A 20,818-nucleotide genomic window follows, 5' to 3' on the forward strand; every position below is an offset into this window, starting at 1 on the left:
TCAGAATTCGAATGAGAAGGAAAAGAGAAATGTCGGTACCGTTCGAGAACAATGAGGCCTTCTATCTCGTACTCGTCAATACGGAGGGCCAGCACTCGATGTGGCCCACCTTCGCCGACGTGCCCAAGGGCTGGGAGGTCGCCTTCGGCCCGCGTCGGCGGCAGGAGTGCCTGGACTTCGTGGAGACCAACTGGACCGACATGCGGCCCACGTCCCTGATCGAGGCCATGGGCGGGTGACGTGACCCGTTCGGCCCAGAGTTCCCGTACAGCGCGTATGACCCGAACAGCCCGAGAGCCCGAACAGCCCGAACAGCCCGAACCCACCGGATGGAGGACAGCAGATGACCGAGAGCTCTCCCACCGAGGTCAATGAGGCCCGGGTGCGTGAGTACTACCGGTTGGTGGACGCGGACGACGTCCTCGGACTCGTCTCCCTCTTCGCGGAGGACGCCGTCTACCGGCGGCCGGGATACGAACCCATGCGCGGTCACACCGGTCTGACCGCCTTCTACACCGGCGAGCGCGTGATCGAGAGCGGTCGGCACACCGTCGCCACGGTCGTCGCGCGGGGCGATCAGGTCGCGGTCAACGGAGTCTTCGAGGGCGTCCTCAAGGACGGCCGCCAAGTCCGCCTGGAATTCGCCGACTTCTTTCTGCTCAACGGCGAGCGGCGGTTCAGCCGGCGTGACACGTACTTCTTCGCCCCACTGGTGTGACACACCGGCACTCCCGTCGCATGCCCGGTCCCGTCGCCCGGCCCCGCCCCGCACCCCCCACCCCGCCCACCCCGCCACACCCCGATCGCACGAACCGCCACAGGAGGCCGGAGTGCATATCGTGACCACACCCGTAGCCCGACCACTGACGGCGCAGGAGCGCACGGAGCGCTGCGCCGCCCCCGCCTTCGGCACCGCGTTCACCGAGCATATGGTCTCCGCCCGATGGAACCCCGAACAGGGCTGGCACGACGCCGAGTTGGTGCCCTACGGTCCGCTGCTGCTGGATCCCGCCACGGTCGGTCTGCACTATGGCCAGGTCGTCTTCGAGGGGCTCAAGGCGTTCCGTTCGCACACCGGCGAGGTCGCGGTCTTCCGGCCGGACGCGCACGCCGAACGGATGCGCTCCTCGGCCCGCCGCCTCATGATGCCCGAGCCGCCCGAGGAACTGTTCCTCGCGGCGGTGGACGCCCTGGTCGCCCAGGACCAGGAGTGGATACCCGACGACCCCGGCATGAGTCTGTATCTGCGCCCCATCCTCTTCGCGAGCGAACGGACTCTCGCTCTGCGTCCCGCCCGTGAATACCGCTTCCTGCTGGTGGCGTTCATCACCGAGGGCTACTTCGGCCCTGCCCAGCGCCCGGTACGGGTGTGGGTCACCGACGAGTACTCCCGGGCCGCCGCCGGCGGCACCGGAGCCGCCAAATGCGCGGGCAACTACGCGGGAAGCCTGCTCGCCCAGGAGGAGGCCCAGCGCAAGGGGTGCGACCAAGTCGTCTGGCTCGACCCGGTGGAGCGCAACTGGGTCGAGGAGATGGGAGGCATGAATCTCTTCTTCGTGTACGAAGCCGGTGGCTCCGCCCGACTGGTCACCCCGCCGCTGACGGGCAGCCTGCTGCCCGGCGTCACGCGGGACGCGCTGCTGCGACTGGCCCCCACCCTCGGTGTGCCGGTGAGTGAGGCACCTCTGAGCCTGGAACAGTGGCGGGCGGACTGCGCCTCCGGCGCGATCACCGAGGTCTTCGCCTGCGGCACCGCCGCCCGGATCAGCCCCGTCAACGAGGTCAGCACCAAGGACGGCTCCTGGACCATCGGCGCGGGCGCCCCTGCCGAAGGCGGCGTCGCGGCCGGCGAGGTCACCGGCAGACTCTCCGCCGCGCTGTTCGGTATCCAGCGCGGCGAACTGCCCGACTCCCACTCCTGGATGCGGCCGGTGTCCCCGGCCAGACAGTCGGCGATCACATGAACGAGACCGCCGGTCGCGACGAACTCGTCGCGTCACAGCGTCTGTTGAACGTGCTGGAAGAGTCGGGCGCACGCTACGAACTCCTGGCACACGCGCCCGAGGGCCGGACCGCGCTCGCCAGCGCGCTGCGCGGCCATGCCCTGACGGCAGCCGCCAAATGCATGATCGTCACCGTTCTCGGCGGCGCCCCGGCCGAGCGGCACATCCTCGCGGTGATCCCCGGCGACCGCCGGGTGGACCTGGAGCGGGTCGCTGCGGAGTGCGGTGGAACGCGCGCCCAACTCGCCCGGCGCGACCTCGCGGAGAGCCTGACCGGCTGTGTGAGCGGCAGCATCATCCCGTTCTCGTTCCATGACGAGCTGTCCGTGCTCGCCGACCCCGCGCTCTGCGCGGAGCCGACGCTGTACTTCAACGCGGCCAGGCTGGATCTGTCGGTGGCGCTCGCCACCGAGGACTATCTGGCCCTCGCCAACCCCAAGATCGTCCCGATCGCCTCCTGACCGGGCGGTGAGCGAGTCACCGGCCGGCCGGTCGGAAACGTGCGGCAATGTGAGAGGACCGACACCCCATGACCGTGCTCGACGAGATCATCGGCGGAGTACGCGAAGACGTCGCCGAGCGTCAACGACTCATTCCCGAGGCCGAGTTGCGTGACCGGGCGATGAAGAGGGCGCCCGCCCTCGACGCCGCCGCCGCGCTGCGCGGCCACACGGGCGTGCGGGTCATCGCCGAGGTGAAGCGGGCCAGCCCGTCCAAGGGCGCGCTGGCCGCCATCACCGACCCGGCGGCGCTGGCCGGGGAGTACGAACGGGGCGGCGCGGCGGCGGTCAGCGTCCTGACCGAGGAGCGTCGCTTCCATGGCTCGCTCGCCGATCTGGATGTGGTCCGCGCCGAGGTGGGGATCCCCGTACTGCGCAAGGACTTCGTCGTCACCCCGTACCAGCTGTGGGAGACCAGGGCGCATGGAGCGGACCTGGCGCTGCTGATCGTGGCTGCGCTCGCGCAGGACGAACTGGCCGCCCTGCTGAAGCTCGCGGGTGAACTGGGGCTCACGGCGCTGCTGGAGGTGCACGACGAGGAGGAGACCGATCGCGCGCTCGCGCTCGGCGCGTCGGTCATCGGTGTCAACGCCCGCGATCTGAAAACCCTCCGGATCGACCGGGGCACCTTCGCGCGGCTCGCCCCGCGTATCCCGGAGGGGGTGGTGCGTATCGCGGAATCCGGTATCCGGGGTCCCGAGGATGTGGCCCATGTCGCCGCGCACGGCGCGGACGCGGTGCTGGTGGGAGAGGCACTGGTCACCGCCGCGGGCCCGGGTGCCGCGCTGGCGGCACTGCGCGCGGCGGGCCGGGACGGGGCACGGCACCGCGGTCGCCGGTGAACCCCGGCCGGGGGCGGCGGGCACTCCGCGGCCCCGGTGCCCCCGGCCGATTCCGCGTCCCCTTCCGTGTGCTCTGCCACCTCCCGGATCCGCCCGATCGGCGTGGCCGGGCATCGCTGGTTGTGGAACCGGCGGGGTTGGGATAGGCCACGCGCCCGGGCCGGGTCCACGTACGACCTGCCGTATCGCCGGCGGAAGCGGAGCGAGGGCGGCCGGACCGTATGGGGAAGTTTTAGCCCCCGCCAAATCCTTCTCGCGAGCTACTGCGGTATTCCGGCCACATTTCCGGGAGAAGTTCCGACCCAAGCCCATTCCCGCATAGGAAGAACGCCGCCGGGGACCTTCGGCCCATTGTTGGGCGATGCTCGGGACTGTGGTTAAACTCCCGGAAAACAGCGGGGTTGACGCACCTTCGACTACAGCTGACCCCTCTTGGGCAGGTGCAGCCAGCTGTACCTCCATAGGCGTGCGGCCTCCCCTGTCGGATGTGATGAGGCGGACGCACTATGGAAGTCATCGAGGCCGGCGGTACTTTCGAATGTTTCCGATGTTTCCGATTGGCCTCGGCGACTCGTGGTAACGTCGAATGCACTCGCGAGTTGAAACGGTGGGAGCGGCTCGTCGCCGGTGAATCCGAGTCCGGGTCGACAGTGCGCACGGATCCTGCGGGGGAGTATGCGTCGCATATATTTTACGCCTGAGAGCCTGTCACAAACCAGAGTTCTTCCGCAGGTCGATCACATACGAGAGTCCCTCTTCGCCCTCGAAGAACTGAGCCTGGGCGGCGGCGGACCGGTGTTCAAGCCATGGCGCAAGAAGCTGGGCAACTCCGGCAATATCCGCGCGCTGGTGAGGCTCGCCCAAGTCGTCCGTCCCGTCCCGGACATCGATCAAGTGGTGCGAAGGCTGGGACTTGACGCGCGTAGCACCTCGGAGGACGGCGACTTCCCGGACATGTCCGCGCCCCGGGAGAGACCCCAAGTGGTGCAGGATCTTGAGGAGTTCCACCGCATCGCGATAGCCCCGTATTGGAAGGCCATTTCCAAGCGACTGCACGCGGACCGCACCGCACGCGGTCAGATCATGCTCAGCGACGGAGTCGGCAAACTGCTCTCCACGCTTCACCCGGCCATTCGCTGGGACGCGCCGATCCTCGAAGTCCCCGGAAACGGGGATGATTTGAAGCTGGAGTCGAGCGGTCTCGCGCTGGCGCCCTCGCTCTTCCTGGCGGGCCGCCCGCCAGTGCTCTCCGGCGGCGGATCCGACGGGCGTCCGGTGACCTTGATCTACCCCACGCGCGCCAACCCCGAATGGGCGGACTCGCTGTGGGAGTCCAAGGGCGGTGCCGAGCACGCGCTGCACGCGCTGGTGGGACGTACACGCGCATCGGTCCTGGAGGCACTCACCAGCAGCTGCACCACCACCGAGGTCGGCGAGAGCGTGGGAATCTCCTCGGCGGCCGCCAGTCAGCACACCTCGGTGCTGCGCACGGCGGGGCTGATCACCACCCTGCGTACCTTCAACAAGGTGCAGCACACCATCACCCCGCTGGGTGTGGCACTGCTCAACGGAGACATGGCTGACCGGAACTGAGGCCCCTGGCGCCTGGCTCCCGGCGCCGGACCCCGGCTGGGTCGTCCGCCGGGCGATCGGCGGGACGGCGGGATCGGTGGACCCCAGCGCCCTACTCCCCGACGATCCACGCGTACGCGGCCTGCGCCGTGAACTCGCCCTGTCCGCCGGGGAAGACCAGCCCCGCCGTACCGAACGCCGGATCGAGAGGCGCGCCGGGCGTGGGCGCGTAGGGGACCGCGACACATCGCATCCCGGCGGCCCGCGCGGCGATCACACCGGGCACGGCGTCCTCCAGCACCACGCAGTGGGCGGGTTCGGCGCCCAGCCGGCGCGCCGCCTCCACGAAGACATCCGGCTGCGGCTTGCCACGTTCGACCTCCTCGGCCGAGACGGTCGTGGTGAAATACCCGTCAAGTCCGGTGACCGCGAGCGCCAGATCGATGGCCGCCCCGGACGAACCGGACGCCACGGCCATGGGCACGCCCTCGGTGCCCAGCCGTTCCACCAGCTTCCGCATCTGCGGGAACGCCTCGGTCGAGGCGCGCACCCGCTCCAGATAGAGCCGGTTCTTCTCGGCGAGCAGAGTGTCCACCGGCGCGTCGAGCGCGTACTCCTCGCGCAGCACCTCCAGCGTTTCGCGGGTGCCGATCCCGATGAACCGGCTGTGCTGCTCCCAGCTGAAGTCGGACACGCCGTACTGGGCCAGGAGCAGCCGTCCGGCTTCGTAGTAGTTCGGTTCACTGTCGATGAGTGTTCCGTCGAGATCGAAGATGACCGCAAGCGCAGGGGAAGTGCTCATACGTCCCAGCATGCCAAGCGCTCCGTCAGCGTCGCTCGCCGACGGCCCGGCCCACCGACTCGACCAGCGGCAGCAGCCGGTGCGGCACCCGCTCGCGCAGGGCCATCTCCGTACGCGTACGGACCACACCCGGCAGTTGGATCAGACGCTGGACCACATCCTCCAAATGGCCGTTGTCGCGGGCCACGACCCGGGTGAGCAGATCCCCGGCGCCCGTGATGGAGAACGCCTCGACGATCTCGGGGACCTCGGCGAGCGCTTCGCCGACCTCGTCCAGATGCCCCTGCGTGACCTCGATATGGACAAAGGCGAGCACCGGATGGCCGAGGGCGGCGGGGGAGAGGAAGGGCCCGCTGCCGGTGATCACTCCCTCGCGCTCCAGCCGGTCAATCCGGGCCTGAAGCGTCCCCCGGGCGATCCCGAGGATGCGCGCGTACTCCCGCACGCTGGTACGCGGCTGCTCGATGAGGAGCCGCAGAATGCGGGTGTCGAGCGTGTCCACCGCCATCGTCCGCCGGCCTCCTGCCGTCCATGGATACGGCCCGCGCCTCTACCAATGGCCCCATTATGTGGGACCATCCTGAGCCATTCGCCCCGGACCGTTCGGCGACGCGGGCGACGGCAGACTGATCCCCTCGGCCGTCCCACCGCCGGAGCCGCCACTGCCGTCGTCGGCGCCCCTCCCGTCGTCGGCGCCCGGGGCGCGGTCGTCCAGTGTGATGGTGACGGTGGTGCCCCCGGGGGTGAGTACGTCGAGACCGGCGCCGACACGCTCGTACAGGGCGGTCGCCAGTGCCCAGTCACCGTCACCCGCGTCCGTGGCGTGCCGGGTGGTGAACAGGGAGATCAGGACGGCGATCAGCGAGCGCCCCGACAGCGCCGCGGCGACCCGGTCGTCGCCCCGGTCGGTGATCCGCGGAGGCATCCGGAAGTGGGAGTGGCGGCCCGCCTGGCCGGTGATGAACTCCCAGGTGTCGCGGTGACAGACCAGGGACGCCGACGACACCCGGGCGGCGCGCTTCAGCAGCTCCCCGTGCTCCTCGGTCACGGGTGGCACAGGCGGCACGGAGGCCCCGGAGGGTCCGGAGGCCCCGGGGAGTCCGAGGGGCACGGGCGGTACAGGCGGCACGAGCGGCAGCTGTCGCCCGTCCTCCCGGGGCGCGCGCCGGGTCTCCTCCGCGTCGTCCATACGGGAGGTCAGCGCGGTGATGTCGGCACGGACCGCCGCCAGCTCGCCGCGAGCCTCCTCAAGGTGCTCCAGCAACGGCCCGAACTCCCGGCGCAGCGCGTCCAGGAGCGACGGTGTCACCCGCTCGCCCGACCCCGGCGAGGACCCTTCGGCCGTGATGTCCTGGGGGAGCGCCGACCGCTGGTACGACGCCGGGGGCTCGGGCGTCGCCGAAGGCTCGGACAGTACCGGCGGTTCGGGCGAGGGCCCGGTCGGTGGCGATGGCTCCGGCGACCCCGGGAGTACGGTCCGGGCGTCGTCCTCCTCACGCTGGCTGGGAACGCTGGGAATGGCGGGCGCACCCGGCATGCCGACAACGCCCGCCACACCGGGCACACCGGACACGCCGAGCACGCCGGGCACACCGGGCGGCAGAACCGGTCCGCCGGGTGACTCGAAGGGCAGACCCGGGTGACCGGCGGACCCGGGGCGGAGGACTTCGACCGCCTCCTTCACCTGCTGCACCTCGTCCTGAAGGATCTCCACGGCGGTCTCGACGGCCTGCCCCAGCTCGTCCCTGCCGCGCGCCAGGCCCTCCCGCGTCTCCCGCAGCTCCGTACGCAGCTCACTCAGCCCGGAGGCAAGAGCCTCCTGGGTGGCCCGGTGCGCCTCGTCGCCCGCCATCCGGAGCCGGTCGAACCCCTCGGCGAGGGACGCCCGCAGCTCCCTGCGTGTGTCGGTCAGCGCGGTGTGCAGCATGCTGAGCAGCGTGTGGGAGCCGTCGTCCTTGTTCCGGGCCAACACTGTTCCTCGTCTCTACGGTGAGTGGTCACCTGATCTCTGGCAGTGCGCGCCCCGGACGAAACCTCGCGGATCGTGACAACTGACGCGCGGCCACTCTTCGGAGTGGTTCTGGCCGATGAGGTTTCGTGCCCGAAATCCGGTCCTTCTGCCCGTCAGAAGCCTGGTCGAAGGCGTGCGTGGCAGATTGCCGCCATGGCGACTTACCGCCAGCATCCGGCGCTGTGTTCGAAGAAAGGGAGCGCCGAGACTCTTCGCAGCACTCGAACACACCTCCATCACCGGGTGCTTGAGGAGAGGCAACTCATGACCAGAGCACCGGCGAGACGCGGAGCCCGGCTGTTGGCGGCCGGGCTCTCGCTCGTACTGCTCCCGGCCGGACAGGCCGTCGCGGCCGGAGCCGGCCACGACCCCACCCCCGCGGATGCCGTACCGCCGTCGCACGCGACGGCCCGCGCCGCGCACACCGTCACCCTCGTGACGGGCGACAAGGTGACCGTCACCGACGTGGGCGGCGGCCGGCGGACCGTCGCCGTCCAGCGCCCCGAGGGCGCGACCGGAGCGGTGCGCAGCGAGACGTCCGGCGACAGGATCACCGTCGTACCGGACGAGGCCGCGCCGTATCTCAGTGCCGGAGCCCTCGACAAGCGGCTCTTCGACGTCACGGCGCTGATCGAGCTGGGATACGACGACCGCGGCGCCGACGCGCTGCCCCTCATCGTCACGTACGGCAAGGGCAGCAGGGCCGCGACTCCCCTCGGTGCCGATCGGGTCCGCTCACTGCCGAGCGTCAACGGCGCCGCGGTCGAGGCGTCGAAGAACGGCACGGACTTCTGGCGTACGGTCGCCCCCGCGGCCCGATCCTCCGTCAACTCGGGCGCACGCGAAGGCATTTCGGGTGAGGCGCGGTTCGCGGCCGGAATCGAGAGGATCTGGCTCGACGGACGTGTCACGGCCGACATGGCCGAGAGCAACGCCCAGATCGGCACCCCGAAGGCCTGGGAGGCCGGCCTGACCGGCAAGGGTGTCAAGGTCGCCGTCCTGGACACCGGCGTGGACGCCGGACACCCCGATCTCGCCGGCCGGGTCGACGAGACCAAGAGCTTCATCGAAGGCGAGGAGGTGACCGACCGCAGGGGACACGGCACCCATGTCACCTCCACCGTGGGCGGCAGCGGCGCGGCCTCGGACGGCAAGGAGAAGGGCGTCGCCCCCGGCGCCGGTCTTGCCGTCGGCAAAGTGCTCAGCGACGCGGGCTTCGGCAGCGAATCGCAGATCATCGCCGGGATGGAGTGGGCCGCGAAGGACATCGACGCCAAGATCGTGTCGATGAGCCTCGGTTCGACAGAACCCAGCGACGGGACCGACCCGATGGCCCAGGCGGTCAACACCCTCTCCGAGCAGACCGGCGCGCTCTTCGTGATCGCGGCGGGCAACTCCGGCGGCGCGGCCACCATCGGCTCGCCCGGCGCCGCGGACTCCGCGCTGACCATCGGCGCCGTCGACTCCGCCGACCGGCCCGCGTACTTCACCAGCCAGGGCCCGCGCCACGGCGACAACGCACTGAAGCCGGACCTGTCCGCCCCCGGCGTCGACATCCTCGCCGCCCGCTCCCGGCTCGCGGAGGGCAGCGGCCCGTACACCACGATGAGCGGCACCTCCATGGCGACCCCGCATGTCGCCGGAGTCGCCGCGCTGCTCGCCGAGAAGCACCCCGACTGGTCCGGGCAGCGGCTCAAGGACGCGCTCATGTCCACGTCCGAACAGCTCACCGACTCCGTATACGCGCTCGGCGCGGGCCGGGTCGACGTACCGGCCGCCGTGGACGCGGTCATCACCGCCACCGGCAGCGCCGACCTCGGCTTCCACAGCTGGCCGTACGAGGACAACAAGCCCGTCACCCGGACCGTCGGCTACGCCAACTCCTCGGACGGCCCCGTCACGCTGAGCCTCGCCGTCGAGGGCGCCGCCGACGGGGTCGTGACCCTCGCCGACTCCACCCTGACCGTCCCGGCGCACGGTACGGCCACCACCACCGTCACCGGCGACGGCACGAAGGCCCCTGTCGGCACCACCTCGGGCCGTGTCGTCGCGAGGAGCGGCGACACGGTCGTCGCGCACACCGCCTTCGGCCTGGTCAAGGAGGAGGAGCGGTACACCCTCACCGTCCACGCCAAGGACCGGGACGGCGCGCCGACCGCGGCCCCGCTCACGGTCCAGAAGCTCGCCGCCGGGCATGACCCGTTCCCCGCCGCGGTCGGCGACTCCGGAACGCTCCAGTTGCGTGTGGCGCCCGGCAGCTACGCCGTCTCCTCGTTCCTCGACGTACGCGGCGGCAAAGGCAAGGACTCGCTCGGCCTCGGCTTCCTCTCCGCGCCGGAGGTCGTGATGGACCGCGACCGCGAAATCACCCTCGACGGAAGCCAGTTGAGGGAGATCCGGGCCGAGGTGGACCGGCGGACGGAGACCCGTCAGCTCCTGATGGAGTTCAGCAGGGAGGCGAACGGGGCGACGTTCGCCGGAGCCGTGCAGGTGCCGCTCGCCTACGACAGCGTCTTCGCGGCCCCCACCCGTGAACCCGCCACCGGAACCTTCGAGTACCGCACGGTCTGGCGCCTCGGCAAGCCGCTGCTGGAGCTGACGGCGGGTGGCAGGCGCATCGCGGAGACCGTCGTCCAGTACGGCTCCGCACTGCCCGACGGACGGCAGCGGCTGCCGCTGGTCGACGCCGGCACCGGAAGCTCCGGGGAGTACGAGGGCCTGTCCGCGCGTGGCAAGGCCGTTGTCGTCCGCGCGAGCGCCGCCGTCAGCCCGGGACAGCTGGCCCAGAACGCCCAGGACGCGGGCGTCAAGGCGTTGTTCGTCACCGACGACGCCCCCGGCAGGCTGCTCGCAAACTTCGCCACCGAGTCGGGTGAGGAGCGCCCGCTGACCATCGCCACCGTCAACTCGGCCGACGGCGCACTGTTGTTGGAGTCGGCCCGGGAGTACCGGAGCGTGGAGCTCACCGGCACGCGCTACACGCCGTATGTCTACGACCTCTCCGAGGGGCACCCCGGAGCCATTCCCAAGGATCTGACCTACCGTCCGGGCAAGCGCGAACTGGCCGTGCTCGACACGAGGTTCCACGCCGCCGAGCCCGTCGACGGCGGAGAGTTCCGCTACTCGCTCACCGACACCTTCCCCATCGGCTTCGGCTTCCCGGAGAAGACCGCCTATCCGGCGGAGCGCACCGACTACGTCAGCACGGGCGCCGGCCAGCACTGGCACGAGTCCGTCACCGCGGGCCCGACATCGCTGGAACAGCGCGGCGGCGTGGTGACCTACCGCGGCGGTACGCACTCCGGTCTCGACTGGTTCAAGCCGGTGCTGCACCCGTGGCTGGGCACCGGGCTCGGCTGGGGACAGCAGCGCAGGGGCAATGACCTCCGGTTCAACACCCCGGGCTGGGGCGACTCCGGCCCCGACCACACCGGCTTCGGCGATGTGTGGAGCGACGAGTCGATGACGCAGACCACCGAGGTGTACGCGAACGGGCGGCTCGTCGACCGCAGGACCAGCTCGGGCGCGTACGCCTGGGACGCCGACCCGGCCGAACAGACCTACAAGGTCGTCACGGACACCACCCTCGACCCGGAGCGCTGGCGGCTGTCCACCAGGGGCCACTCGGAGTGGACCTTCCGCTCCGCGCGGACCCCCGTGGACCGCGAGACCTTCCTGCCACTGCTCAATCTCGGCTTCGACGTCGACACCGATCTGGCGGGCGACGTACGCGCGGGCAAGCGGCTGTCACTCGGGATCTTCTCCGAGTACGTCAAGGGAGCACCGGACACCGGCAGGATCGACGGCGGCCGTCTTGAGGTCTCGTACGACGACGGCAAGAGCTGGACGGCCGTATCGCTGCACCGGGCCGCAGGGAAACCGGCGGCCTGGGAGGGCACCGTACGGATACCGAAGGACGCGGCGTATCTCTCGCTGCGCGCCTCCGCCACCGACGACCGCGGCGGATCGGTCAAGCAGGAGATCATCCGGGCGGTGGGCGTGAAGTAGCGCCGCCCATCGCGCCGACGCGTTTCGTCCCGACGGGGAAGACCCGTACGGCATCACCCGCACCGGTGCCCGCCTCCTCAGCGCGTGAGCAGGTCGCGCAGGGCCTCGGCGATGTCGGCGGGGGCTTCCTCCGCCATGAAATGGCCATGGGTGACGGAGACATGGCGCAGATCGGCGGCCCACGCCTGCCACAGGGACCGCGCGTCGTAGCCGAGCACCGCGCCCCAGTCCTGCTGGAGGACGGTGACCGGCATCCGCAGCCGGGTGCCCGCGTCCCGGTCGGTACGGTCGTGGTCGACGTCGACGCCGGCGGAGGCGCGGTAGTCGGCGACGATCGAGGGCACCGCGTCGCGGCACGCGTCCAGATACGCGCCGCGCACGTCGGCGGGGATCGCCCGCGGGTCCTTGGTCCAGCCGTCCAGGAAGTGACCGAAGAAGGCGTCGGCGCAGCCCGTGATCATCTGCTCCGGCAGGCCGGGCGGCTGGGCCATCAGATAGAGGTGGAAGCCGACCGCCGCGGTGGTGCCGTGCATCACGTCCCACATGTCCAGGGTCGGCAGCACATCGAGGCAGGCCAGATGAGTGATCGCCGCGGGGTGGTCGAGTGCGGCGCGGAAGGCGACCAGGGCGCCCCGGTCGTGCCCGGCCAGCGCGAACCGCTCATGCCCCAGCGCACCGGCCAGGGCCACGATGTCGGCGGCCATGGTGCGCTTGGAGTAGGTGGCGCTGCCGGTCTCGGCGGGTTTGTCGCTGGCGCCGTAGCCGCGCAGGTCGGGGCAGATCACGGTGTGATCGGCCGCGAGGTCGGCGGCGACGTGCCGCCACATCAGATGGGTCTGCGGGAAGCCGTGCAGCAGCACGACCGGACTGCCCGTGCCCGCGACGGCCGCGTTCAGTGACACGCCGTCGGCGACGGGAACGCGCCGGTAGTCGAAGCCGGTGAGGGCAGGCGTCATGGTTCCGCCTCTTTCCGTGGTGATCCGGCTGACCGGGTTGATCCGGCCGACCGTCTTGAACAGGTGTCCTCAGCCTGCCGGGCGCGAATGAGCATCGGATCAGCGCGCGGATCAGCGCTATAACGTGGCCGAGGGCGAGCCGCGCCAGAGGAAGAGGTGGTCACGGATGCGGGTCGGGTTCGGGGTGCTGGGACCGGTCACGGCCTGGGACGGTGACGGGGCCGCGATCGCCCTGAAGGGGCCCCGGCACCGCGCGGTGCTGGCCCGGCTGATCGTCGCCCGCCGCCGTGTCGTCCCGGTCACCCGCCTGGTCGAGGACCTGTGGGCGGACCCGCCCCCGGGCGCGGTCGGGGCCGTACGCACCTTCGTGGCCGCGCTGCGCCGCGCGCTGGAGCCGGAGCGCCCGCCCCGCGCCCCGGCCGACCTGCTGGTCACGGAAGGCCCCGGATACGCGCTGCGCGCGGAGCCGGACGCCGTGGACGCCTGGCGCTTCGAGCGGGCGGTGTCCGCCGCCGCGACGCTGCCTCCCGAGGACGCGCTCGCGCGGCTGGAAGAGGCGCTGGGGTGGTGGCGCGGGCCCGCGTACGCGGAGTTCACCGACACGGCCTGGGCCGGCGCCGAGCGCTCCCGCCTGACGGAGCTGCGGTTGCGCGCCGTCGAGCAGCGGGCGGAAGCCAGGCTGTCCCTGGGACGGGCGGCCGAGGCCGTGCCGGATCTGGACGCGCATCTCGCCGAGCACCCTTGGCGCGAGGACGCCTGGCGGCTGCTGGCACTCGCGCTCTACCGGGCCGGCCGCCAGGGCGACGCGCTCGCGGTGCTGCGCCGGGCACGCACGCTACTGGTGGAGCAGCTGGGGGTGGACCCCGGCCCGGGACTGCGCCGTCTGGAAGCGGACATCCTCGCCCACGCCGACCATCTCGACCCCCCGACCGGGCCGGGCGGAGCCGGTGAGGAGGGCGGCGCGGCCGGGCAGGTGTGGGCGCGGGCCACCGCCGCGTACGACCGTACCGTCGGCGCGGGCGCCCGCGCCCGGCTGGAGTCGACGGTGGGTCTGCTGCGCGGCCTCGCGGTGACCGGGGGCGGCGGCCTGGAGGCGGCCCGGCTGCACCGCGTGGCGGCCGTTACGGCGGCCGAGGAGCTGGGCGACGCGGCGCTGACCGCCCGGGTGATCGGCGCGTACGACGTCCCCGCGATCTGGACCCGCTCCGACGACCCGGAGCGGTCGGCGGCCGTGGTGAGCGCGGCCGAGCGCACCCTGACCGCGCTCCCTCCCGGTGGCCACGAGGCCGCGCGTGCCCGGCTGCTGGCCACGATCGCGCTGGAGTCGCGCGGTGCCGCGCCCCGTACCCTCCGAGCGGGGAGCACCCCCTCGGCGCGCGGCCTCCAGGCCGCCCGGCAGGCGGAGCGGATCGCCCGCGGCCTGGACGATCCCGCACTGCTGGCGTTCGCCCTCAACGGTGTGTTCATGCAGACCTTCCAGCGCGCGGGTCTGGCGTCCCGCCGGGACGCGATCGGCGCCGAACTGGTCGCCCTGTCCACCCGCCACGACCTGGTCACCTACGAGATCCTCGGACACCTCATCCGCCTCCAGGCGCGCGGGGCGCTCGCCGACTTCCCCGGAGCCGACGGACACGCGGCCGCCGCCGACCGCCTGGCCGAGCGGCATGAGCTGCCGCTCGTGGGCGTGTTCACCCAGTGGTACCGGGCGCTGCGGCTCGCCGAGACCGGCCGGGCACCGGTGGCCGAGGTGGAGACGGCCTACCGGAAGGCCGCCGCGCGCCTCGACGGAGCGGGTATGCCCGGCCTGGAACGCGGTCTGCTGCCGCTCGCGCTGCTGTCCCTGCGGGTACGGCACGGCCGCCCCGCGCCCACCGACGACCACATCGACTGGGGGCCGTACACACCATGGGTCCGCCCCCTGGTGCTGCTGGCCCAGGACCGCCGCGACGCGGCCGGGGCGGCGCTCCGCGAGGTCCCGGACCCGCCCCCCGACCTGCTGTTGGAGGCCCTGTGGTGCCTCACGGCGCGGGCGGCGATCGCCCTCGGCGACCGGGAGACGATACGGCGTGCGTACAGCGGACTGACCCCGGCGGCGACGGAGTTGGCGGGAGCGGGCAGCGGCCTGCTCAGCCTCGGCCCGGTCGCGCGCTACCTCGAAGAACTTGCCGCCACGGGATCGGCCGGACAGGAGGGACGGTGAGCCCGCCCGGTGGTGGGCGCACGGTCCCGACCGGCGCCGCGGCCGTTGGCCCTCCCGCCGTGCGCGGCGAGCATGGCTCAGTGTGCCAATGGCCCAGTACTCCAACGTTCACTTGAGCCACTGGGGTAGGAGATGCTGTGATGGAGCTGTCAATGGCGCTGCGGATCTCCGCGGCGCCTTTCTCATGCCGGAATGAAAACGGGCGGGCTGGCAGTGCTGAAGAGGATGTTCGTGTGTCCCGATCCGGGACGGCTGAGGCTGTACGGCGCCGCCCGCGCCGTTCTCGGCATCGGCCTGGCGGTCCTCGTGTGCGGGGCCGTCGGTCACCCGCTCGCCGGGGTCATCACCGGTGGACTCGCCGCGCTCCTCGCCCTCTTCACGGTCACCGACACGACGGTGCGCGGCCAGGCCGTCACCACCGCTCTGCTGCCCGCGGTCGGCCTTCCCGTGCTCGCCCTGGCGTCGGCGCTGCACGATCACCCACTGGCCCGCGACGCCGCGTTCCTCGTCGTGGCCGGTGCCGGGGTGTACCTACGCCGCTGGGGCCCGCGAGGGCATGCCCTGGGGGTCTTCGGGTTCATGACCTTCTTCGTGGCGCAGTTCCTGGGCACCGTGCCCGCGCAACTGCCCGCGCTGTACTCCGCGGTGCTGCTCGCCGTGCTCGCCTCGTCGGTCGTCCGCTTCGGTGTCTGGTGCTACGAACGCCGGCTGCCGCCGCCCACCCTGCCCGTACTGCCCGGCGCCTCGGGAACGGCCCGCACGACCACCCGGCAGGCGGTCCAGGTGGCCGCCGCCGGTGCGTTGGCGCTCTGCGTGGGCCAGACGCTCTCGCAGGAGCGTTGGTACTGGGCCGTCGGCGCGGCCTGGTGGATCTTTGTGAACACCGCCTCACGCGGTGAGACCCTTGTCCGCGGCTTCCGGCGGGTGGTCGGCACGGCCGCCGGCAGCGCCGCCGGACTGATCATCGCGATCCCCCTGCACGGCGCGCCGGCCCCCACCGCCGCGCTCGTCGCCCTCTGCGTCTTCGGGATCTTCTACACGGCCGCCGTCTCGTACAGCTGGATGATCTTCTTCGTGACGGTCATGGTCGGCCTGCTGTACGGACTGCTCGGCGTGCTCGATCCGGCGCTGCTCGCCCTGCGACTGGCGGAAACCGGTGTGGGGGCACTGGGCGCGGCGCTGGCCGTCCTGCTCCTGCTGCCGGTGACCACCCATGCCGTCACCGACGCGTGGATCCAGCAGGCGCTGCGCTGCGTTCACCGCTGCGCCGCCACGGCCGCCCGCAGGCTCGCCGGGGACGAACAGGCCGATCCGGGGCCGCTCGCCGCGGAGCTGGAAGCACTGCTGGGCCGGGTACGGATGTCCCTCGCGCCGCTCGTCCATCCGCTGAACCCGTCGCGGGCGCGCGGGGCCCGAGCGCGCCACGTGCTTGTCCTGCTCGACGACTGCGCCCGCGAAGTACGGGGGTTGGCCGCCGTGGCCGCCGACCCCACCGCCTCGCACGACGCGCGGCTCGCCGCCGCCTGCCGCCGAGTCGAAGCCGCCGTACGCGAGTTGGCGCCGTCGGGGGCGGAGCCGGCCCGTCCGGCGGCAGGTGTGCCGGACGCGCCGCACCACCACCCCGGGGCCGAGGCGGCGCTGGCCCATCTGCACAACCTGGAGCGGGCGCTCGGGGATCTCTCCGCACCCCTGCGTACCGCGCCGCGCGGCCCTCTCGTCCCCGCCTGAACCACCGGACGCCCCCTCCTGAGCTGCCGGAAAGGGGCCGGAAACGGCCTACCGGGCCGAGTGATTGGTCCAGACCCCCTGCTACCGTCGGCCCCGGACACCGGGGGAGCGGTGGCCGCCAGGCAGCCGACGAGATCAGCCGAAGAGGGGACACAGAGTGAGCGGCAGGAACGACGGGCGGGCCTTCATCGGATCGTTCACCTCCGCGGGAGGCCGCGGGATCATCGCCGTGACCGTGGACGCGGAGACCGGGGCTCTGATGGAGCGCGGAGTCACCGACGCCGTCGCCGATCCGTCCTACCTCGCGCTCGCCCCGGACGGATCCGTGCTCTACACGGTCTCCGAGACCGAGGAAGGCGCGGCGGCGGCGTTCAGTACACCGGCGGCGGACGCGGGGAACGGAGCGCCGCGGCCGCTGGGGGAGCCCGTACCGGTATGCGGCGCGAGCCCCACCCATCTCACCCTCACCGCCGGGCATCTGCTGACCGCCAACTACGGTTCCGGCAGCGTCACCGTCCTGCCCGTCGGCGCCGACGGCGCCCTCCGGCCGGCGAGCGGAGTGACCAGGCACGAGGGCTCCGGACCGAATGAGGACCGTCAGCGCGGGCCGCACGCGCACCAGGTGGTGACCGATCCGAGCGGCCGGTGGATCCTCACCACCGACCTCGGCACCGACTCCGTCCGGATCAGCTCCCTCGACGCCACCGCCGGCGAGCTGACACCGCACGCCGAGACCGCGCTGCGCCCCGGCACCGGACCGCGACATCTCGCCTTCCACCCGGCCGGCGGCCACGCCTATGTGCTCAACGAACTGGAGCCGACGCTCACCGTCTGCCGCTGGGACGCGGAGAAGGGCCTGCTCGAACCGGTCGGCGAAGCCCCCGTCCTGCCCGATGGCGTGGACGTCGAGGGCTTCGGCTCCGAGGTGGTCGTGTCGCACGACGGACGGTTCGTCTGGGCGGCGGTCCGCGGACACGACAGCATCGCCGTCCTCGCGCTCGACGCGACGTACGAGAAGGCCGACCTGGTCACCACGGTGGACTGCGGCGGGCGCTGGCCCCGCGATCTGGCGCTGGACCCGACGGGTGGCCGCCTCTACGCCGCGAATGAGCACTCCGGCGATGTGACCTGGTTCGACATCGATCCGGCGACGGGCATTCCGGTACGCGCCGGCTCCCTCGCGGCCCCCGCCGCCTCCTGCGTGGTCTTCGGCTGACCGAACAGCCCTCCATCCCGAACAGCCCTCCACCCCGAACGACCCTCTCCCCGAGTGGATACGGCGGTGGTGGCACCGACGCGGAAGGGCCCGCGCCGGGCGATCCCGGGCGGGCCCTTTCCATGGGTACGGGCGGGCCGTGCTCCCGTACTCAGGGGCGTGCGGCGCGTGGCCGGTGCGGGCGGGTCAGTGCGTCGCCGTCCCCTGCGCCTGCGCGGGGATGCCCAGCGCGGCCGTGTACTTCGACAGCACCAGCTTCCCGATCGCCGGGTACGCGCCCAGCGGCTCGGCGGCGGCACAGTCCGCCTCCTTGAGCGCCGCTTCGAGCAGCCCCTCGGGCAGCTCGGGGCCGACCAGATACGGGGCGAGCGCGAGCTGGGTCGAACCGGCCTCGCGCAGCTCCTGGGCGACAGCCGCGATGGAGCCCTCCTCGTCGAGCGCCGCGGCCATGACCGGTACGGCGAGGCGCGCGGCCAGCAGCATTCCGGTGATCCCCGCGGTCTGCACCGCTTCCTTGCCCCCCACTGTGGCCAGGATGATCCCGTCGGCCGCCGTGGCGACCGTGAAGAGCCTCGCGCGGTCCGCGCGGGCCAGCCCGGCCTCCGATAGGCGTACGTGCAGACCCTCGGCGAGCAGCGGATGCGGACCGAGGACATCGGTCAGCTCCGCGGTGGCGCCGCTGTCCGCGACGGCCTGACCTATCCGCGTGACCAGCCCACTGTCGGGTCCCGCGAGCAGCGGTACGACGACGGCGGCCGGACCCTCGGGCTCGGCCACCTCGCGGCCCGCCGACTTCGCCAGCTCATAGCGTTCGGTACGCAGCGCGGCGGTCCCGGTCAGGACGCTCTGCAACGTGGGGTACTCGGAGTCGTCGCCGTCCAGGAACCCGATGACGGCGTCGAGGCCGGGCAGCTCGGAACGGGCGATACTGACGACCTCTTCGGCCAGACTCCGGACGGCGGCCGAGGGGGTTCCGGGCACCGCGACGACAAGCGCCGGCGCACCTTCGGGAGCCGCGACCGGTTCGGGGCGGCGGTGGCGCCCCGACTGACGGGGTCGCGGCATTCGTACAGGCAGGCCGGATGCGGGCCCAGTGGGGGTGCTCATGGCGTCGAATGCTACTGGTTTTGTGGGCGCGGCTGTTCGGGGAGGGGGCAGTCGCGAACCATCTGTCCTTATTTATCCGTTAGGTGTTTTTCTGCTCATCCATCCTGTTCTGTCGGGACGTTCAGCAGGCGCGCGTCGGGCGGCAACCGGAGCGCGTCCGTGGCGAGCGCCCCCGCGATGAGCAGCGCCCCGCCGAGCGGATCGGCCGCGGCGGAGACGGTCGTGGCATGCGGAAGTTGACCGGCCAGCTCGGCGCGCAGGGGGCCGAGCAGCGGGTCGCCGAGTCCGAACAGCCCTCCTGTGAGGGCGACTTCGGGCGCACCCGCGGGTGGACAGACCGCTGCGGCGGCCTCCGCGATATGCCGCGCGGCCGTCGAGACGATGCCCTCGGCGACCGGATCGTCGGCCGCGCAACGGGCCACCTCCGGCGCGAAAGAGGCGAGTACCGCGGGCCGGTCCGTACGCGGATAGAGCAGTCCGGGCAGCTCGGGGGCGGGCCCGAAAATGGCTTCCATCCTGGACAGCAGTGCGGGCGATCCGCCGCGCCGTCCGTCGTACGCCCGCATGGCGGCTTCCAGTCCCGCCCGGCCGATCCAGGCGCCACCGCCGCAGTCACCCAGCAAATGACCCCAGCCGTCCGCACGCTGCCAGCCGGTGAGGTCCGTGCCCAGCGCGATCATGCCCGTACCGGCCGCGACGACCACACCGGGACGCTGACCGAGCGCTCCCGCGTACGCGGTGACCGCGTCCGCCGCGAGCGCGAGCCGCCGTACGCCGAGCGAACGCTCAAGCGCCGCGGGCAGTTCGGCGCGCAGTCCGGCACCGAGCGTCGCCATCCCGGCCGCGCCGACCGCGACCGCGGACAGGGTGGTCCGGTCCCCTCCCGCGCCCGGATCCACGCCCGCCTCCGCCAGCAGCGCCTCGACCGCGGGCAGCAGCCGGGCGAGCAACTGCCCGGCGTCGATACCCGAGGGGCCTGTGCGCACCGGCTCGGCGGAGGCGGTCGTCGCGACCGTCGTCACGGCCGCGCTTCCGTCCGGAGCCGTCGAGCCGAGCGCGAAGCGCAGCCCCGAGCCTCCCGAGTCCACACCCAGCACCCAGCTCATCGAGCCGCCCGGTTCACGCGGGTGTCCGTCTCATGGCAGCCGCCAGTCCACCGGCTGCGCCCCCTGGCCGATCAGCAGGTCATTGGCCCGGCTGAACGGACGCGAACCGAAGAAGCCGCGGTCCGCCGACATCGGGGAGGGATGGGCCGATTCGACGGCCGGGTAATCCCCCAGCATCGGGCGGCAGTTACGGGCGTCACGCCCCCACAGGATGGAGACCATGGGCTTGCCGCGCGCGACCAGAGCGCGAATGGCCTGCTCGGTCACCTCTTCCCAGCCCTTGCCGCGGTGCGCCGCGGGCTTGCGCGGCGCTGTCGTGAGCGCCCTGTTGAGCAGCAGCACCCCCTGCCGCGTCCACGGCGTCAGATCGCCGTTGGAAGGGCGGGACAGCCCCAGATCGGTATGGGCCTCCCGGAAGATGTTCTCCAGACTGCCGGGCAGGGGCCGTACCTCGGGTGCCACCGAGAAGCTCAGCCCCACCGCGTGCCCGGGGGTCGGATAGGGATCCTGTCCCACGATCAGGACCCGTACCTCGTCGAACGGCTGCTGGAAAGCGCGCAGCACATTCGGTCCGGCCGGCAAGTACGTACGCCCCGCGGCGATCTCCGCGCGCAGGAAGTCGCCCATCTCGGCGATGCGTCCGGCCACGGGGCCCAGCGCATCCGCCCATCCGGGCTCGACGATTTCGTTCAACGGTCGTGCTGCCACGGGGCGCCACTCTACTGGTGCGCACGGCGCGCTTCCGCACACACCCGTCAAACCACCAT

The 20,818-nt window shown here is 72.0% G+C and carries 17 protein-coding genes; 10 read left to right on the top strand and 7 right to left on the bottom strand.

Annotated features, from left to right (window positions below; translation table 11 throughout):
- The first annotated feature begins 29 nt into the window (after nt 1-29).
- The 6 genes from M1203_RS08010 (at nt 30) to M1203_RS08035 (ending at nt 4,938) form a co-directional block, all read left to right on the top strand.
- The gene (locus M1203_RS08010; protein ID WP_249948827.1) at nt 30-239 is read left to right on the top strand and encodes an MbtH family protein; all 210 of its coding nucleotides are present in this window, start codon (nt 30-32) and stop codon (nt 237-239) included.
- Between the two features lie 104 nt (nt 240-343).
- Nucleotides 344-718: a nuclear transport factor 2 family protein gene (locus M1203_RS08015; RefSeq protein WP_249948828.1), complete on the top strand. Its 375-nt coding sequence runs from the start codon at nt 344-346 to the stop codon at nt 716-718.
- A gap of 112 nt (nt 719-830) precedes the next feature.
- Nucleotides 831-1,964 carry a branched-chain amino acid aminotransferase gene (locus tag M1203_RS08020; RefSeq protein ID WP_249948829.1) on the top strand — a complete coding sequence of 378 codons (1,134 nt, stop codon included), beginning with the start codon at nt 831-833 and terminating at the stop codon, nt 1,962-1,964.
- Nucleotides 1,961-2,464, top strand: a complete 504-nt coding sequence (locus M1203_RS08025; RefSeq protein WP_249948830.1) for a YbaK/EbsC family protein — start codon at nt 1,961-1,963, stop codon at nt 2,462-2,464. Before M1203_RS08020 ends, M1203_RS08025 begins: the two co-directional genes overlap by 4 nt.
- A 68-nt stretch (nt 2,465-2,532) precedes the next feature.
- Nucleotides 2,533-3,345, top strand: a complete 813-nt coding sequence (gene trpC / locus M1203_RS08030; RefSeq protein WP_249948831.1) for an indole-3-glycerol phosphate synthase TrpC — start codon at nt 2,533-2,535, stop codon at nt 3,343-3,345.
- Between the two features lie 795 nt (nt 3,346-4,140).
- The gene (locus M1203_RS08035) at nt 4,141-4,938 is read left to right on the top strand and encodes a helix-turn-helix transcriptional regulator (RefSeq protein ID WP_249948832.1); all 798 of its coding nucleotides are present in this window, start codon (nt 4,141-4,143) and stop codon (nt 4,936-4,938) included.
- 91 nt (nt 4,939-5,029) lie between these two features.
- Here the strand turns inward: M1203_RS08035 and M1203_RS08040 are convergent, their stop codons facing one another.
- Genes M1203_RS08040 through M1203_RS08050 form a run of 3 tightly spaced genes read right to left on the bottom strand, consistent with a single transcriptional unit; the run spans nt 5,030 to nt 7,688 of the window.
- Nucleotides 5,030-5,731, bottom strand: coding sequence for an HAD family hydrolase (locus M1203_RS08040; RefSeq protein ID WP_374402356.1), 702 nt, complete (start codon nt 5,729-5,731; stop codon nt 5,030-5,032).
- Nucleotides 5,732-5,744: 13 nt separating this feature from the next.
- Entirely contained in the window at nt 5,745-6,227 is a 483-nt protein-coding gene (locus M1203_RS08045; RefSeq protein ID WP_249948834.1) for an Lrp/AsnC family transcriptional regulator, read from the bottom strand.
- 57 nt (nt 6,228-6,284) lie between these two features.
- Nucleotides 6,285-7,688, bottom strand: coding sequence for a hypothetical protein (locus tag M1203_RS08050; protein ID WP_249948835.1), 1,404 nt, complete (start codon nt 7,686-7,688; stop codon nt 6,285-6,287).
- A gap of 306 nt (nt 7,689-7,994) precedes the next feature.
- Here M1203_RS08050 and M1203_RS08055 point away from each other — a divergent pair, with 306 nt between their 5' ends.
- Nucleotides 7,995-11,738 carry a S8 family serine peptidase gene (locus M1203_RS08055; RefSeq protein ID WP_249948836.1) on the top strand — a complete coding sequence of 1,248 codons (3,744 nt, stop codon included), beginning with the start codon at nt 7,995-7,997 and terminating at the stop codon, nt 11,736-11,738.
- 77 nt (nt 11,739-11,815) lie between these two features.
- On the opposite strand, the gene M1203_RS08060 is transcribed toward M1203_RS08055, so the two are convergent.
- The gene (locus M1203_RS08060) at nt 11,816-12,694 is read right to left on the bottom strand and encodes an alpha/beta fold hydrolase (RefSeq protein ID WP_249948837.1); all 879 of its coding nucleotides are present in this window, start codon (nt 12,692-12,694) and stop codon (nt 11,816-11,818) included.
- 166 nt (nt 12,695-12,860) lie between these two features.
- On the opposite strand from M1203_RS08060, the gene M1203_RS08065 reads away from it, so the two are divergent.
- The 3 genes from M1203_RS08065 to M1203_RS08075 all read left to right on the top strand — a co-directional run bounded on the left by M1203_RS08065 (nt 12,861) and on the right by M1203_RS08075 (nt 17,838).
- Nucleotides 12,861-14,894, top strand: a complete 2,034-nt coding sequence (locus tag M1203_RS08065; RefSeq protein WP_249948838.1) for a BTAD domain-containing putative transcriptional regulator — start codon at nt 12,861-12,863, stop codon at nt 14,892-14,894.
- Between the two features lie 213 nt (nt 14,895-15,107).
- Nucleotides 15,108-16,622, top strand: coding sequence for an FUSC family protein (locus M1203_RS08070; RefSeq protein WP_249949075.1), 1,515 nt, complete (start codon nt 15,108-15,110; stop codon nt 16,620-16,622).
- A gap of 157 nt (nt 16,623-16,779) precedes the next feature.
- Nucleotides 16,780-17,838 carry a lactonase family protein gene (locus M1203_RS08075; protein WP_249948839.1) on the top strand — a complete coding sequence of 353 codons (1,059 nt, stop codon included), beginning with the start codon at nt 16,780-16,782 and terminating at the stop codon, nt 17,836-17,838.
- Nucleotides 17,839-18,024: 186 nt separating this feature from the next.
- Here M1203_RS08075 and M1203_RS08080 read toward each other — a convergent pair whose 3' ends face one another.
- The 3 genes from M1203_RS08080 to M1203_RS08090 all read right to left on the bottom strand — a co-directional run bounded on the left by M1203_RS08080 (nt 18,025) and on the right by M1203_RS08090 (nt 20,759).
- Complete coding sequence (locus M1203_RS08080; protein ID WP_249948840.1) at nt 18,025-18,945, bottom strand: sirohydrochlorin chelatase; 921 nt, start codon at nt 18,943-18,945, stop codon at nt 18,025-18,027.
- Between the two features lie 95 nt (nt 18,946-19,040).
- A complete protein-coding gene (locus tag M1203_RS08085) occupies nt 19,041-20,051 on the bottom strand; it encodes an N-acetylglucosamine kinase (RefSeq protein WP_249948841.1) in 1,011 nt (336 codons plus the stop codon).
- A 30-nt stretch (nt 20,052-20,081) separates the two neighbouring features.
- Nucleotides 20,082-20,759 carry a uracil-DNA glycosylase gene (locus M1203_RS08090; protein WP_249948842.1) on the bottom strand — a complete coding sequence of 226 codons (678 nt, stop codon included), beginning with the start codon at nt 20,757-20,759 and terminating at the stop codon, nt 20,082-20,084.
- Nucleotides 20,760-20,818: the final 59 nt, after the last annotated feature.

It is taken from the genome of Streptomyces sp. 35G-GA-8 (assembly GCF_023534745.1).
In the GTDB taxonomy this organism is placed as follows: Bacteria; Actinomycetota; Actinomycetes; order Streptomycetales; family Streptomycetaceae; genus Streptomyces.

What these genes read in the sequence shown, in the direction of transcription:
- M1203_RS08010 (WP_249948827.1), top strand. Translation starts at nt 30, where the DNA reads ATGTCGGTACCGTTCGAGAACAATGAGGCCTTCTATCTCGTACTCGTC.
- M1203_RS08015 (WP_249948828.1), top strand. Translation starts at nt 344, where the DNA reads ATGACCGAGAGCTCTCCCACCGAGGTCAATGAGGCCCGGGTGCGTGAG.
- M1203_RS08025 (WP_249948830.1), top strand. Translation starts at nt 1,961, where the DNA reads ATGAACGAGACCGCCGGTCGCGACGAACTCGTCGCGTCACAGCGTCTG.
- trpC (WP_249948831.1), top strand. Translation starts at nt 2,533, where the DNA reads ATGACCGTGCTCGACGAGATCATCGGCGGAGTACGCGAAGACGTCGCC.
- M1203_RS08040 (WP_374402356.1), bottom strand. Translation starts at nt 5,731, where the DNA reads ATGCTGGGACGTATGAGCACTTCCCCTGCGCTTGCGGTCATCTTCGAT.
- M1203_RS08045 (WP_249948834.1), bottom strand. Translation starts at nt 6,227, where the DNA reads ATGGCGGTGGACACGCTCGACACCCGCATTCTGCGGCTCCTCATCGAG.
- M1203_RS08055 (WP_249948836.1), top strand. Translation starts at nt 7,995, where the DNA reads ATGACCAGAGCACCGGCGAGACGCGGAGCCCGGCTGTTGGCGGCCGGG.
- M1203_RS08060 (WP_249948837.1), bottom strand. Translation starts at nt 12,694, where the DNA reads ATGACGCCTGCCCTCACCGGCTTCGACTACCGGCGCGTTCCCGTCGCC.
- M1203_RS08065 (WP_249948838.1), top strand. Translation starts at nt 12,861, where the DNA reads ATGCGGGTCGGGTTCGGGGTGCTGGGACCGGTCACGGCCTGGGACGGT.
- M1203_RS08080 (WP_249948840.1), bottom strand. Translation starts at nt 18,945, where the DNA reads ATGAGCACCCCCACTGGGCCCGCATCCGGCCTGCCTGTACGAATGCCG.
- M1203_RS08085 (WP_249948841.1), bottom strand. Translation starts at nt 20,051, where the DNA reads ATGAGCTGGGTGCTGGGTGTGGACTCGGGAGGCTCGGGGCTGCGCTTC.